Raw genomic sequence first — 12,732 nt, forward strand, 5'->3', positions numbered from 1 at the left:
ATGCAATGACGAACAAGAGCCTCCCAATCCGTTCTATTTTGCTTGCGTTTGCTTTATTCGCAAGCGTCGGCACCGCTTTTGCCCAAAACGATTCGACTGTCCAAACTCCGGTCGTTTCCGATACGGCAAAATCCTCGCTTTCCAAGCCAAAACACCCCTTGAGCATCGCTCTTGTCTACGAATTCAGCGATTTAAGTTCCCGAAATCTCGAAACGAACATGTCCCGGAACGGCAAGCGTTACAACGTGGACATGGAGGTTTCGCACATGTTCGGCGTGAACGGCCAGTACAGCTACAACGACTGGATCTCGTTCTTTGGGCTTCTAGGCTACCGTCAAGCGAGCATCGACTACACACCGCGCAATCGAGCCGAAAAAGAAGAAACGATGACTTCCCACAACATCTTCTTGCAGCTCGGCGCCGAAATCGGATTTAGGATCCTGACCGCCAAAAATTACCAGTTCCGCGCTCTCGGGTTTGCGGGTCTTGTGGGCGGCTTGAACCTGATCGACGATTATTATATGAGTTCCCCGCTGTTCGGCTACGTCCGCGGCATTGGAGTTCAGCTGAACATCCGCCACATCTTCATTCTCGGCGGATTCCGTTCAACACACGTTTATTGGCACACCTACCATTCGGACCATTGGGGTGAAGACGACTATGAATTCATGGCGGATTTCGACCTGATGTCTTCTCCGTTTGTCTCTATCGGTATAGGATTCTGAAAATGAAAATTCTTGTTACAGGGGCTGCTGGTTTTATCGGTTGTGAAACCTCTCTGGCTTTTTTGAAAGACGGCCATGAAGTTGTCGGCATCGACAATTTGAACGACTATTACACGCCTCAGCTCAAGCGAGATCGTTTAGCCCGCATTCCGCAGAATCACTTCCGCTTTGTGGAATGTTCCTTGGCCGACAAAGACGCTCTCCTTGCGCTATTCAAAGAAAATTCCTTTGATATCGTGGTGAACCTTGCCGCCCAGGCAGGCGTGCGTTACAGCTTGATCAATCCACAGAGCTATGTGGATTCGAACATTACGGGCTTTTTGAACATTCTCGAATGCGCAAGGGCTTACCCGCCAAAGCATTTGGTGTACGCCTCTTCTTCGAGCGTGTACGGTCGAAATACCGAAACGCCGTTCCGCACCACGGACCGCGTGGAAAAGCCTTCGAGCCTTTACGCCGCCACCAAGCGCTCAAACGAACTGATGGCAGAAACCTACCATCACCTGTTCCAGCTGAACCTGACCGGACTTCGCTTCTTTACCGTGTACGGACCGTGGGGCCGCCCCGACATGTCGCCGTGGCTCTTTGCGAACGCGATTACGCACGACAAGCCGATCAAGGTCTTCAACAACGGCAAGATGATGCGTGATTTCACCTACATCGACGATATCGTGGAAGGCATTCGCCGCATCGCTTACAACGGAACCGAAAAGAGCGAACCGCTGAACCGCCTGTACAACATCGGACGCGGAGAACCAATCAAACTGATGGACTTTATCGCGACACTCGAAAAGAACTTTGGAAAAATCGCCGAAAAGATCATGATGCCGATGCAGCCGGGCGATGTGGAAATCACCTGGGCCGACACGGAAGCCTTGGAAAAGGATATCGGTTACAAACCTTCGATTGACCTCGACACGGGCATCGCTCGTTTCGCCGAATGGTTCAAATCCTACAACAAGGACTAGGCCAAGAATTTCTATATTTGGCGGTATGGAAAACGTTCAGAAAGACCGCTTAATTCGAGCCACCGGCTCTCATGTTCCATTCCGACTCGTCCTCGCCGACATCACCCGCACTGCGGAAGAAATCGGCCTGATGCACAACGCCTCTTCGGAAGCCCTCAAGCTCCTTGCCGAAACCTCCATCGCTTCGCTCTTCCTTTCTTCGAGCCTCAAGTTCATGGGCACGGTCTGCGTCAAGGTGACCTTTGACGGCGACATCACCTACGCGGAAGCGGATTCCACCCCGCAGGGTCTTGTCCGCGCCATGATTCCGCAGGATGAAATTCAGAACAACAAACAGTTTGAACCGGCGCTTTCCCCGCAGCGTTTTGAAGCGGTGACGCTTGACGAACGCGGCAAGCGCGTGAACCAGAGCATTATCGAAGCCGTTTCCGAAAGCATGGGCCGCAACCTTTCCGTGTTCATGCTGCAGTCGGCGCAGACCCGTTCCGCCGTCGGCATCGAAGCCCGTTTGAACAAGAATAATCCGAAAAAGCTCGACTACGCTGTAGGTTTTTATTTGGAACCGTTTGCCGATATCGCTCCAGACGAGCTCACGCTCCTCGAAGCCCAGGTGGCAAAGCTTCCTGCCTTCTCGGAATTCTTCGACGGCAAGAACTTTAACCTAAACGCCCTGATGGACGCCATCTCCGGCGACTATCCAACTACCATCGTCCGCGAAATCGCCCCGCACGCCTATTGCCCGTGCAGCAAGGTCCGAACCCTTTCGACCCTCGCCACGATTCCGGCGGAAGATCTCGAAGATTTAATCAAGGAAGGCAAGGATCTCGAGCTCGTGTGCGAATTCTGCCGCAACAAATACATCATTACCCCGGACGAAATTCAAGACATCTTGAACGACCGTCTGAAGAAGTAGTAGCGCTATGTTCACAAAACAATGCATTGTCACTCTCGACATGGAAGGGGTTCTGACCCCAGAAATTTGGATCGCCGTCGCAGAAAAGACGGGCATCCCAGAACTTCGCCTGACCACGCGTGACATTCAGGATTACGACGAACTGATGCGCGGCCGTCTGAAGATTCTCGAAAGAGAAAACCTGAAGCTTTCCGACATCCAGGAAGTGATCGGGACACTTCCGCTGCTCGACGGTGCCATGGACTTTTTGAACACCCTCCGCGATGAAGCCCAAGTGATCATTTTAAGCGATACGTTCCAGGAATTCGCCTACCCGCTCATCAAAAGGATGAACATGCCTTCGATCTTCTGCCACAACCTAATCGTAAAAGACGACAAAATCGTGGACTACCACCTGCGCTTGCAGGACCAGAAGAGAAAGACCGTGGAAATGCTCAAGACCTTGAACTTTAAGGTTTTCTCTGCAGGCGACTCCTTCAACGATACCGGCATGCTTCTCGCCGCAGACAAGGGTTCCTTCCTTTTCGCTCCGCAGAACGTGACCGACAAATTCCCGCAACTCGCCCATGCGAACTCCTACAAGGAACTTCTCGATAGTTTCCATCAGTTCCAGGAATCTCTTTAATGGCCAAGTCCGAAGTCCCTGTTGTCGTTTTGAACGCGGGCAAAGAAAAGTCCGCCAGCCGAAATCATCCGTGGATTTTTAGCGGAGCCATTCACCATGTTGTCGGCGAACCGAAAGCCGGCGATACGGTAGAAGTCCGTTCAGCACACGGGGAATTTTTGGGACTTGCCGCATACTCTTCGGAGTCTCAGATTCGCTGCCGTCTGTGGACCTTTCAGGAACGCACGCCGATCGACCGAGACTTTTTTTCAAAGATCATCGACCGAGCGATCAACAACCGTCTTTGCCGAGGCTTTGACGTACACGATCCGAAGTCCGCGTTCCGCCTGATCAATGCGGAAAACGACGGCATTCCGGGTTGCATCGTCGACAAGTATGCGGACATCCTTTCGATTGAAATCCTTTCCGTCGGCGCGGAACGTTTCCGTCAGACGCTCTACGAACTGCTCGTAGAAAAGATTCACCCGCGCGGCATCCTGGAGCGTTGCGATTCCGACGTACGCGTCAAAGAAGGACTTCCCCTTCGCAAGCAAACCGTCTATGGCGACGTACCGAAAATTCCAGTCGAAATGATCGAAAACGGAATCAAGTTCGACGTGGATGTATGGAACGGTCACAAGACCGGTTACTACTTGGACCAGCGCGACGCCCGTTTCAACGTGGGCAAATATGCAAAAGCCAAGCACGTTCTGAACTGCTTCTCTTATACGGGAGGCTTTGGACTTTTTGCCCTGCAGAACGGAGCAAAGCTTGTGACCGAAGTCGACGTTTCGAAAGACGCGCTCGCCATCGCCGACAGTCTCATTCAAAAGAACGGCTTTGACAAAGCAAACGTAGAACTCGTGGAAGCGGACGTTTTCGCTTACCTGCGCAAGTGCCGCGACAGCCGCAAGACCTTCGACCTGATCGTCCTCGATCCACCGAAGTTCATCGAAAGCAAATCTCACTTGGAAAAAGGCGCCCGCGGTTACAAGGACATTAACCTTCTTGCATTAAAGCTTCTGGCTCCGCACGGCATGCTCGCTACGTTCAGCTGCTCCGGACTCATGGAAATGAATCTGTTCCAAAAGATCGTCGCCGATGCAGCCCTCGATGCGCACCGAAACGTTCAGATCATCGAACGCTTTGGACAGCCTTCGGATCACCCGGTGAAGACGAGCTTCCCGGAAGGTCAATACTTAAAAGGACTTTTGCTTCAAGCGGATTAAAGCGCTACGTTTTAAGCGTTTTGATTAGTGACGCGGTAATGCGTCTGCGTTCTTTTCCTGCCAAACGGCGTCTTCCCAAGCGCGCTGTGCTTCGTTCGCCCATTCGGAGTTCGGATAATATTCCACGGCTTCGCGGTACTTGGCGACTGCCGAACGGTAGTCTCTACGGCAACGGTAAACGTTACCTATCTGGAACAAAAGGTACGCCCTGGTATCTTCATCGCGAAACTTTTTCTGCAATGCCTGGTACTGAGAAAGTGCCGAGACATAATCGCCCTGAACGTAGGCGTCATTCGCCTGTTCGATCGACGGGTCGGCGAGCTTGCGCTGTTTGTCAGGCTTCGGAGCTTCGAGAGGCTTGGATTCTACGGTTTCCACCGGTTTTTCTTCGACAGTTTTTACTTCGACAGGCTTAACTTCTGCGGGCTTTACTTCCGCGATTTTTGCTTCGGGAGCCTTCGGTTCCGCCCCAGAAAGTTCGGCGATTCGATTCTTTGCACTGGCAATCGCCGTTTCATTTTTCGAAAGCCGGACATAGGCTTCCAGTTCCGCAAGTTCTTCCTTTTTCTTTCCCTGCTTCCGGTAAATCAGCGAAAGATAATAGTGCGCATTGTAGCCGAGTTCCGGATAATCGAACGCACGCTTCAAATTGTATTCCGCCTTGTCCATTTCGCCGAGTTCGTAACGGCCCACGCCTGCGTAGTAGTAAGCGCCCGGGTTTCCCGGTTCCTGCAAAAGAACTTCACGGGCGGCCGTGCAAGTGGTCTTGTATTCCTTCGCGTTAAAGGCTTGTTTTGCCTTGAGGAGTGCGGCGGAGTTATAAGAATACCTCGAGTCCGATTTCGCAGCCTTTTCCGTTTTCACTTCGGCTTTGGCTTCTGCCTTAGCTTCTGACTTCGGAGCCTTGTAAGACGGATTCTTTGCACGTTCTGCGGCGGCGGACTTTTGATCGCCGAGTTTTTCGTAAGCGGTCGCCGAACCTTCGTAGGCTTCCTGCATCTTGGGAGCGTACTTGTAAGCGAGCTGGAAGTTCGCGATGGCTCCCTTGTAATCTTTCATTTTGAGGCGAACGGCACCTGCTGCGTAAAAAGCATTTGCATTGTGCGGATCGGAAGCCAGAATCGAGCGATATTCGCCGAGCGCATTTTCATACTTACCAGCCGCTTCAAAACGGGCACCCTGTTCAAAACGCGGATCTTCTGCAGCAAAGGCAATCGAAGAAGCGCAAAGAAGAAGCAAAATTCCACGGAGATTTTTCATACGGCAACAAAATAGTAAAATCAAATTATTTAACTTTGTTCCGTTATGATAGAATCCATTATTTTAGGTCTTCTTCAAGGCCTTGCAGAATTTCTTCCTATTTCGAGTTCGGGACATCTCGTTCTCGGTCATGAACTCTTGAACATGAAAGAAGCGGGAATGTTCTTTGATGTGATGCTTCACGCCGGAACTCTCCTTTCGATCTTTGTCGTCTTTCATAAAAAGATTGTCGACATTCTCGTCGGCTGTCTCCGCAGAAATCCGGAACAGCTCCACGAAGCGGGATACATTATTCTTGCAAGCATTCCGACAGCCCTGATCGGCCTCGGCTTCAAGGATGCTCTCGAAGGCCTCTTCGAAAATCCGCGCGCCGTCTGCGCTGCCGAACTCTTCACCGGTCTTCTGCTCTTTGCTTCCCAGTGGGGAAAGACTGGCGCCAAGCATCCGGAAAACGAAGGCGTCAAAATGAACTGGTGGCGCGCCCTGCTCACAGGTACGGTGCAGGGCATCGCCTGCATTCCGGGAATTAGCCGCAGCGGTTCCACGATCAGCACCATGATATTCATGGGCGTGAACCGCAAATACGCGGGCGAATTCAGTTTCCTCATGAGCATTCCTGCCGTGGGCGGTGCCGCCCTCCTCGATGCGATCAAATGGTTCAAGTGCCAGAGCCTCACTCCGGAAGCCGCACTCCTCGACCCGGAAAAAGCTTTGAAGTGTGCAGACGCAGGCAGCTTTACGCCGGAACTTCTGGTGGGTATGCTCGTCTCGTTCGTCTTTGGCGTGATTGCCCTCAAGTGGCTCATGAGCTTCTTGCAGAAGGGTAAATTCCAGCACTTTGCCTGGTATGTTTGGGCGGTCGGCATCCTCGGATTGATTTTCATCTAATCCAGCTTTTTGACAAAATCTGTCAAGTCAAAAGCATGTCCCGCGGGCTTCTTCACGAGATAGTCGGCGAATTCGTCGCGGAGGCTGACGGATGCTTCGTCGGTCGCACCGGCGAGGGCTGCCTTCAGGGCGGCGACGTTTTCACGCTGGGCCTTTGTGAGCTGGAGGCGACAACTATTGAGTTGTCGTCGTAAGCGAGAGCTCAAGTCTATCGGAGTTTTTCTTTTGCATTTGACTTGTGCGGTCATTTAGGCCGGCTTCGTCGTCCGGCTCCTGGGTCGTGAGCTTTTCCTTGAGTTCGGCAGGAACGTTCACGACTTCGAACAGGCTGTTGTCCCATGCCGGACCGCGGCCTTCCTTGTTCTTTGCCCACGGAGTGGTCGGGAGGTTACCGCCGTAAATGGAGAAGCTGCCCGTAGTGTTCGCGACAACCATGCGGTCACACAATGGAGACCGTTCGCGCTAGACTCTAGTAAGGCCTTCTGGTTGGCGCTCACTCTCGCCTCCGACGACTCGTTATGACGAGTCGCCTACGGCTCACAGAGCTGAGAAACGAGACGCACGTAAGTGGTTTCGCCGCAGCCTGCACAGGAGCCAGAGAATTCGAACAGCGGTTCGAGGAGCATAGCCTGCTTGACGAGGTTCTTGTTGACCTTGGTGCGGTCGAATTCCGGGAGATCGACGAAGAAGTCAAAGCACTTGCCTTCCTGAACCTTGATGGGTTCCTACGGCACCATGTTGATGGCCTTCTTGGTCTCGTCGGCCTTGTCCTTACCGATATTTCTTATTTGGGCGTTCCCCGGCTCGGTGGCCGGCAATTTTCAGGCAATATGTCCGCTCGGTTAGTTTAGTTTAAAGTTAGTATGTCATACTGCTTTTTGCAAGTGGATTCGATGTTTTAGGCTGACGGTTTCATCAATTTTGTAGAACTTTCTCCTTCCCCCAAAGCGTTCAGGATGCAGTTCCCTGGACCTTTCCAGCAACGCATTTCTGCGGTCGAGAATCTCCTGGTGGTAGCCAAAATGAACGGCGCACGGCGCCAGCAAATCCAGTCCGGAGTGCAGATGTTCGTTGTTGTACCAGTCCACAAATTCCACGACAAATCGTTCTGCGTCCTCGATAGTCATGAAGTATTCCGGATATACCACACGACTTTTCATCGTAGCAAAAATGCTCTCGGCAAAGGCGTTGTCGTTACTCGTATGCGGCCGGCTATGGCTTGACATCACGTGCAGCTTTTCAAACAAAGATTTAAGATCCTTGCTGCGCATGGGTTTCCCGTTGTCCGCATGGACCAACAGAGATACGTTTTCGCCGGGGCAATATTTTTGTAGAGTCTCCGCAAAGAGCATCTCCGCCAGTTTTCCATCTTCTTTTGTATGCAGACTCCATCCGACGATGTACCTCGAATACATGTCGATAATCAAGTAGAGGTAATAGTACTTCCCGGTCACTTCGGAATGGAGCCAGGTAATGTCCCAACACCAGACCTGGTTCGGTCCTTTCGCTGAATATTCAGGCCGTTTACGCCGCACAATATTGCGGTCGGCGACTCTGCCTATGCCTTGATAATAAGCTTTCATAACGCGTTCGCAAGTCGACGGCGAAGCAATGTAGATTCCTTGATCCATAAGCTTTGCATGGGCGATATTCAACGGGAGGTTACGGTATTCTTCCCTCGTAAAGTTTTCGATAATCGAGGCTGTTTCTTCCAGGGAAAGCCGTTGTGAATTGTTTTCACGATAGCCACCTCGGTTGTCCGCAACATTCCTTCGCCAGCGCCTGTAACGACGTTCGCAAAGACCGATTACATCGCACGCCTTGGAAAGCCTTGCGCCATTTTGGATAGCCTCCTCGATGGCCGCAAGGATTTTCCGTTTCTTTTCCTCTTCTACTTTTCCGGTCCCAATATTGCCGAAGTTTTTTTTTGAAGAATCAGGAGTGCGGCTGCTTCGGCAAGTGCTTTTTCCTTGCGTGCAAGTTCCGCCTTGAGCTTGGCAACTTCATCCTCATGCTGTTTTACGGACATCACGTTTCCGTCACCAGAGTTCTCCATTGCGGAAAGAGAAAGGTCTCTCCAGGACTGGAGTTCTGCAAAAGAAACCCCGTTTTCGGCACAGAACTTTTCGAGTTCCTCTGGTGTCATGCCCTCAGATTTTGCGACGAGGCTGAACTTGGTGAGTGCGGATCTTTTTGCCGATTTCTTGCTCATGGAGACTCCCTGACGTTTGCGTTGCCGTTCCGCAGCAATCCATGAGTACAATGTAGCTTTTGGCAGGTTCATTTCTTCGGCGATGGTCTTGACAGACGGGCATCCCGGCTTCTTTATTCGCTCAAGAAATGAATCCCTGAGTGTTGTATCGGTAGTTTTTCTGGACATAAAAGTCCCCTTTCCGCCCCGGATTTAGGAGATGAAAGCGGACATTTTGACCTGAGGAAGGGGGGTGGCCCTCGCCGGGTCGGGCTATATTTTAACGCGTTGCGGTCGGCTCTTGCGAATCGCCTGCAACGCTGTTAAAATAGAGCCTCGCTTCGCGAGTCTTGTCCCCAAGGGGTCACTATCCCTAACGCGAATGCTCAAAATGAGATGCAGTTTTTTCCTGTTTTTGACATTTTGTGCCATTTTATTTATGTATTTTAAAACGTGCGAAAAAATATCAGGAATTAAAGAACTAGAAAAGTTTTAAATCAGGGAGGTAAAAATGCTGTATGTAGTTCTATTTTTCGTCATTTTAGTGATTTATCTCTTTATTAATAGGAAGAATAAAACTGATGAAGAACCTCCGGATTTTGATCAAGTTTTATCGACATCACAAAATGTCTTAGTCCCAGAGAAAAATCAGCAACCAGTCCAGGTTGCTAAACAGGAGCCTAAAAAGCAATTTGAAGGTGTTCCTAACAAACAGGGATTGTATCCGTCGGAATTGCTTTTGTTGTATTATGCTCCTAAGTATTATGTTAATTCAGATTCTTTCCCCAGTTTTTGGAATTATCAATACGGTATTGAAAATGTTAAGTCTTGTTTGGAAAATCTTGTCAATAAAGGGTTCTTGAAAAAAGAAATGAATCTTCAAATGAATTTAAATGATTTGAAAGTTGTTGATTTAAAGAATCTTCTAAAAAATAATTCTCTACCTGTAACGGGTAAAAAAGATGATTTAGTCAAAAGAATTATTGAGCAAATATCTCTAGATTCTTTAAATGCAAATTTGAAAAAATTGAGATTTTTGAGGACAGAGTCTGGAGAACAGGCTTTATGCGATGCTGCATATTTAGAGTATCTTGATAAGAATAACTTGAATGAAGTTTCTATTTTTGAAATGAGCAAATTTGTTCAACTAATGCCTCAGGTTGATTTTAGAAAAGGCATTGTTGAAATATTGGCAGAAAAGATAAAGAAATTTGAGGCATCATCAATATGTGTGGTAGCATTTAGGCAGCCTTGCTAGATGATTCTCTCGATTCCGATTCCCATTCGTAGGCTATCTTTACATCGACATAGGAACAGCTCAACATTATCAGCGACAGCATGTTGTTCATGTTCCTGAAGCCATAGGCAGTCCGTATCAGTAGCTTTATCTTGTTGTTCGTCGCCTCGATCCTTGCGTTTGACACGCCCAGCCTGATTGTGTTGAGGATTCCGTCGTAGTTACGCTTGATCTTTGCGTACAGATCCTTGACTGAGCCGATGCGTGAGTGGCTTGCACGCCACAGCCACCTGTCCAGATTTTCCCTGGCATCGTCATAGCCCATCTTCAGGATGATGCGCAGTTCCTCCTTGAGCTGGTATGCCCTGTAGAGACGCGGATAGCGGCTTGCTATGAGTTCTATTTTTCTCTGCTGGCTTTCGTTAAGGTTCTCTGGAGCCTTGCCCAGAGCGTACCTGGAGTTCTTTATCCCCTCCGCGGTGCGGTCCTTCGGGACGCTATCCTTCGTGGGCCTGCCTCGGCCCCGTTTCTGATTGCGGTTTTCCTTGCGGGCCTCCTTCCAGGCTTCCACACGGACCTTGTCCAGGGCTTCTGTCGCCCACTGTACGACATGGAAGCTGTCCACGCACCGTTCGGCATTGGGCAGGAACTCCTCGATGCTTGACCTTATCCACTTGGCTCCGTCACAAGTCACAAGCTCCACGCCCTTGCGCTGCTCTTCGCTGAGTTCCCTCATGAAGAGGTCCAGCACCTCCTTCCCGTAGCCCTCGTGGACCCAGATCACGCAGCGCCTGTCGTGATCCACTACCACCGTTATGTACTTGTGCCCTTTCTTGTAGCTGGTCTCGTCGATGCCTATGCGCCTGAAGATGCAGCCTGCCTTGATCGGCCTTGTGTCCAGGCGATCCCATACGCGGTCGGCAATTTCCCCCACGGTATTCCAGGCGATGCGTAGCTGCTTTGCGACAGCCTTTTTCGACATGCTGCATACGGCCCATGCGACCTGCTGCTCGAAGGCGTCGGTGAAGCCTGACCTGTGGCTTGCCCACGGCACCTTCACCGTTTTTACGCCGCATTTCTTGCACTTCACCCTGTAGGTGTCCATCCTGATGAAGCCCATCTTCGTGCCGAGATCGAGCGTCCGCCATACCCTCTGTTCCCGGCCGTTGTCGTAGAGCTTCCCTTTTCGCCCACAACAGCCGCACCTGCTGGCGTTGCCCTTGGTGAGTCTTACCGTGATGGTGACCGTGGTGTCGGTTTGCTCCTGCTTGACGACTGAACAGCCGTTGACATTGAAGATGGATTTGTATAATTTTGACATGGGCTTTTTCTTCTGTTTTTTTTGGCGATTAAATTTTAGAAAATAGCCCATTTTTTTTTGTTTGATTTAGGCGAAAGTCAACAAAAAAAGGGTGGCGAAGCCACCCACACATGTTGATGAAGAGCCAGAAATTTGCTACGTCAGGAGATTATGGTCTTTGCCGAAATTGCAAATTATGTCTTCACGAATTCTATTATGTAGAAAAACAGTATAAAGACGCATATTACTCCCTGTTGGATGTAATATTCTTTTGTCAGCTACCCATTTTTGTAAGCTTCCCCATAATTAGGACTGTTCATAACTAGACAAAAGGCAATTCCGCCTGCGTCAAAATGCTACCTTTGGTAGCAAAGGAACAGCCATGAAGAAACTGACTCATTCCGAATCGGAAATCGTCAAAAGCGTAAACGAACTTGAAGCTGGGGTGTCTGCAGATGAAATCTGCAGGCGACTCAACGTTTCCAGAGCCACGCTCTATCAATGGAAACGGAAGTACGGCGGTCTCGAGGTTAGCCAGCTTAAGAAACTGAAGGAACTCGAAGAAGAAAACGCCAAGCTCAAGAAGATGTACGCCAATCTCGCCCTGGACAACGAGATTCTCCGCGAGGTTATCGAAAAAAAACTCTGACGCCCGAGGCCCGCAAGGAAATTGTGGGCGAAATAGCAGAGGACCACGACATCAGCATTACTCGGGCGTGCAGATTGATGGGCATCCGTGGAACCATAAGAAGGTCCACCGCGTCTACGAGGCGATTCATTTCAACAAGCGAAAGCCGTTGCGCAAACGCTTGCCAGCCCGAGTCAAGAATCCGCTCGTGACACCGGACCAGGAAAATGTCACCTGGTCGATGGACTTCGTTACTGACGTTTTGCAAAGCAACCGCAAGTTCCGCGTACTCAACGTCATCGACGACAGCGACCGTGTGGCCGTTGCACAGAAGGTTGCGCATTCCATACCGGCGTCCCGCTTGATTCGATTCATGGAGGAAATCATTTGGGAGAAAGGCAAGCCGAGCAACATTCGCTGCGACAACGGTCCGGAATTCATTTCGCATAAATTTCAAGATTGGTGCGATGGGAACGGAATCAAAATTTTGTACACGCAGCCCGGGTGTCCGACCCAGAACAGCTACATCGAACGGTTTAACGGATCGTACCGAAGGGCTGTTCTTGACGCCTATATTTTCAGGACTTTAGATGATGTAAGGGAAATTACCGAAAAGTGGACGGATTACTACAACAACGAAAGACCCCACGACTCCTTAAACAACCTCGCTCCAATGGAGTATCGGTTGATGAGAACAGGGTGATTTTGTATACTTTAAACCAGTCCTAAAAATGGGTAGCTGACAGTCCGAAATAAGAAAGGTCGGACTTACGAGTTGTTTGTAAAACA

14 protein-coding genes and 1 pseudogene are annotated in these 12,732 nt (G+C 50.2%); 9 read left to right on the plus strand and 6 right to left on the minus strand.

From position 1 onward, the window contains the following. The first annotated feature begins 5 nt into the window (after nt 1-5). The 5 genes from BGX16_RS00220 to BGX16_RS00240 are packed head-to-tail and all read left to right on the plus strand — an operon-like array spanning nt 6 to nt 4,439. On the plus strand, nt 6-725 hold the full coding sequence (locus tag BGX16_RS00220) for a hypothetical protein (RefSeq protein ID WP_100424259.1): 720 nt from the start codon (nt 6-8) through the stop codon (nt 723-725). Between the two features lie 2 nt (nt 726-727). Further along, nucleotides 728-1,693 carry an NAD-dependent epimerase/dehydratase family protein gene (locus BGX16_RS00225; RefSeq protein WP_100424260.1) on the plus strand — a complete coding sequence of 322 codons (966 nt, stop codon included), beginning with the start codon at nt 728-730 and terminating at the stop codon, nt 1,691-1,693. A gap of 25 nt (nt 1,694-1,718) precedes the next feature. Continuing rightward, nucleotides 1,719-2,606, plus strand: a complete 888-nt coding sequence (hslO, locus tag BGX16_RS00230) for an Hsp33 family molecular chaperone HslO (protein WP_100424261.1) — start codon at nt 1,719-1,721, stop codon at nt 2,604-2,606. A 7-nt stretch (nt 2,607-2,613) separates the two neighbouring features. Beyond that, on the plus strand, nt 2,614-3,231 hold the full coding sequence (thrH, locus tag BGX16_RS00235; RefSeq protein WP_100424262.1) for a bifunctional phosphoserine phosphatase/homoserine phosphotransferase ThrH: 618 nt from the start codon (nt 2,614-2,616) through the stop codon (nt 3,229-3,231). After that, the gene (locus BGX16_RS00240; RefSeq protein WP_100424263.1) at nt 3,231-4,439 is read left to right on the plus strand and encodes a class I SAM-dependent rRNA methyltransferase; all 1,209 of its coding nucleotides are present in this window, start codon (nt 3,231-3,233) and stop codon (nt 4,437-4,439) included. The genes thrH and BGX16_RS00240 overlap by 1 nt, the downstream gene beginning before the upstream one ends. 24 nt (nt 4,440-4,463) lie before the next feature. Here BGX16_RS00240 and BGX16_RS00245 read toward each other — a convergent pair whose 3' ends face one another. Further along, nucleotides 4,464-5,699, minus strand: coding sequence for a tetratricopeptide repeat protein (locus tag BGX16_RS00245; protein ID WP_100424264.1), 1,236 nt, complete (start codon nt 5,697-5,699; stop codon nt 4,464-4,466). Between the two features lie 45 nt (nt 5,700-5,744). On the opposite strand from BGX16_RS00245, the gene BGX16_RS00250 reads away from it, so the two are divergent. Beyond that, on the plus strand, nt 5,745-6,587 hold the full coding sequence (locus tag BGX16_RS00250) for an undecaprenyl-diphosphate phosphatase (protein WP_100424265.1): 843 nt from the start codon (nt 5,745-5,747) through the stop codon (nt 6,585-6,587). Here BGX16_RS00250 and BGX16_RS15150 read toward each other — a convergent pair. The 4 genes and pseudogenes from BGX16_RS15150 to BGX16_RS00270 all read right to left on the minus strand — a co-directional run bounded on the left by BGX16_RS15150 (nt 6,584) and on the right by BGX16_RS00270 (nt 8,967). Further along, nucleotides 6,584-6,793, minus strand: a complete 210-nt coding sequence (locus BGX16_RS15150) for a hypothetical protein (RefSeq protein WP_420866597.1) — start codon at nt 6,791-6,793, stop codon at nt 6,584-6,586. The two genes, BGX16_RS00250 and BGX16_RS15150, sit on opposite strands and share 4 nt — an antisense overlap. A 112-nt stretch (nt 6,794-6,905) precedes the next feature. Continuing rightward, nucleotides 6,906-7,276 (minus strand): annotated as a pseudogene (locus BGX16_RS15155) (hypothetical protein); the annotation flags it as partial. Between the two features lie 177 nt (nt 7,277-7,453). Then, nucleotides 7,454-8,497 carry an IS3 family transposase gene (locus tag BGX16_RS00265; RefSeq protein WP_157798085.1) on the minus strand — a complete coding sequence of 348 codons (1,044 nt, stop codon included), beginning with the start codon at nt 8,495-8,497 and terminating at the stop codon, nt 7,454-7,456. Beyond that, a complete protein-coding gene (locus BGX16_RS00270; RefSeq protein WP_095879140.1) occupies nt 8,479-8,967 on the minus strand; it encodes a terminase gpP N-terminus-related DNA-binding protein in 489 nt (162 codons plus the stop codon). Before BGX16_RS00270 ends, BGX16_RS00265 begins: the two co-directional genes overlap by 19 nt. A 322-nt stretch (nt 8,968-9,289) precedes the next feature. On the opposite strand from BGX16_RS00270, the gene BGX16_RS00275 reads away from it, so the two are divergent. Further along, on the plus strand, nt 9,290-10,036 hold the full coding sequence (locus tag BGX16_RS00275) for an SAP domain-containing protein (protein ID WP_100424269.1): 747 nt from the start codon (nt 9,290-9,292) through the stop codon (nt 10,034-10,036). On the opposite strand, the gene BGX16_RS00280 is transcribed toward BGX16_RS00275, so the two are convergent. After that, complete coding sequence (locus BGX16_RS00280) at nt 10,020-11,336, minus strand: ISL3 family transposase (protein ID WP_100425318.1); 1,317 nt, start codon at nt 11,334-11,336, stop codon at nt 10,020-10,022. The two genes, BGX16_RS00275 and BGX16_RS00280, sit on opposite strands and share 17 nt — an antisense overlap. Before the next feature lie 361 nt (nt 11,337-11,697). Here BGX16_RS00280 and BGX16_RS14765 point away from each other — a divergent pair, with 361 nt between their 5' ends. Beyond that, nucleotides 11,698-11,964 (plus strand): transposase, encoded by a 267-nt coding sequence (locus tag BGX16_RS14765; protein WP_073058387.1) that lies wholly within the window; start codon nt 11,698-11,700, stop codon nt 11,962-11,964. 67 nt (nt 11,965-12,031) lie between these two features. Continuing rightward, nucleotides 12,032-12,646, plus strand: a complete 615-nt coding sequence (locus BGX16_RS14770; protein WP_198514823.1) for an IS3 family transposase — start codon at nt 12,032-12,034, stop codon at nt 12,644-12,646. Nucleotides 12,647-12,732 lie beyond the last annotated feature (86 nt).

Source organism: Hallerella succinigenes (assembly GCF_002797675.1).
GTDB lineage: Bacteria > Fibrobacterota > Fibrobacteria > Fibrobacterales > Fibrobacteraceae > Hallerella > Hallerella succinigenes.

Excerpts from the sequence above, each read along its gene's own strand:
- BGX16_RS00220 (WP_100424259.1), top strand. The coding sequence starts at position 6 with ATGACGAACAAGAGCCTCCCAATCCGTTCTATTTTGCTTGCGTTTGCT.
- BGX16_RS00225 (WP_100424260.1), top strand. The coding sequence starts at position 728 with ATGAAAATTCTTGTTACAGGGGCTGCTGGTTTTATCGGTTGTGAAACC.
- hslO (WP_100424261.1), top strand. The coding sequence starts at position 1,719 with ATGGAAAACGTTCAGAAAGACCGCTTAATTCGAGCCACCGGCTCTCAT.
- thrH (WP_100424262.1), top strand. The coding sequence starts at position 2,614 with ATGTTCACAAAACAATGCATTGTCACTCTCGACATGGAAGGGGTTCTG.
- BGX16_RS00240 (WP_100424263.1), top strand. The coding sequence starts at position 3,231 with ATGGCCAAGTCCGAAGTCCCTGTTGTCGTTTTGAACGCGGGCAAAGAA.
- BGX16_RS00245 (WP_100424264.1), bottom strand. The coding sequence starts at position 5,699 with ATGAAAAATCTCCGTGGAATTTTGCTTCTTCTTTGCGCTTCTTCGATT.
- BGX16_RS00250 (WP_100424265.1), top strand. The coding sequence starts at position 5,745 with ATGATAGAATCCATTATTTTAGGTCTTCTTCAAGGCCTTGCAGAATTT.
- BGX16_RS00270 (WP_095879140.1), bottom strand. The coding sequence starts at position 8,967 with ATGTCCAGAAAAACTACCGATACAACACTCAGGGATTCATTTCTTGAG.
- BGX16_RS00275 (WP_100424269.1), top strand. The coding sequence starts at position 9,290 with ATGCTGTATGTAGTTCTATTTTTCGTCATTTTAGTGATTTATCTCTTT.
- BGX16_RS00280 (WP_100425318.1), bottom strand. The coding sequence starts at position 11,336 with ATGTCAAAATTATACAAATCCATCTTCAATGTCAACGGCTGTTCAGTC.
- BGX16_RS14765 (WP_073058387.1), top strand. The coding sequence starts at position 11,698 with ATGAAGAAACTGACTCATTCCGAATCGGAAATCGTCAAAAGCGTAAAC.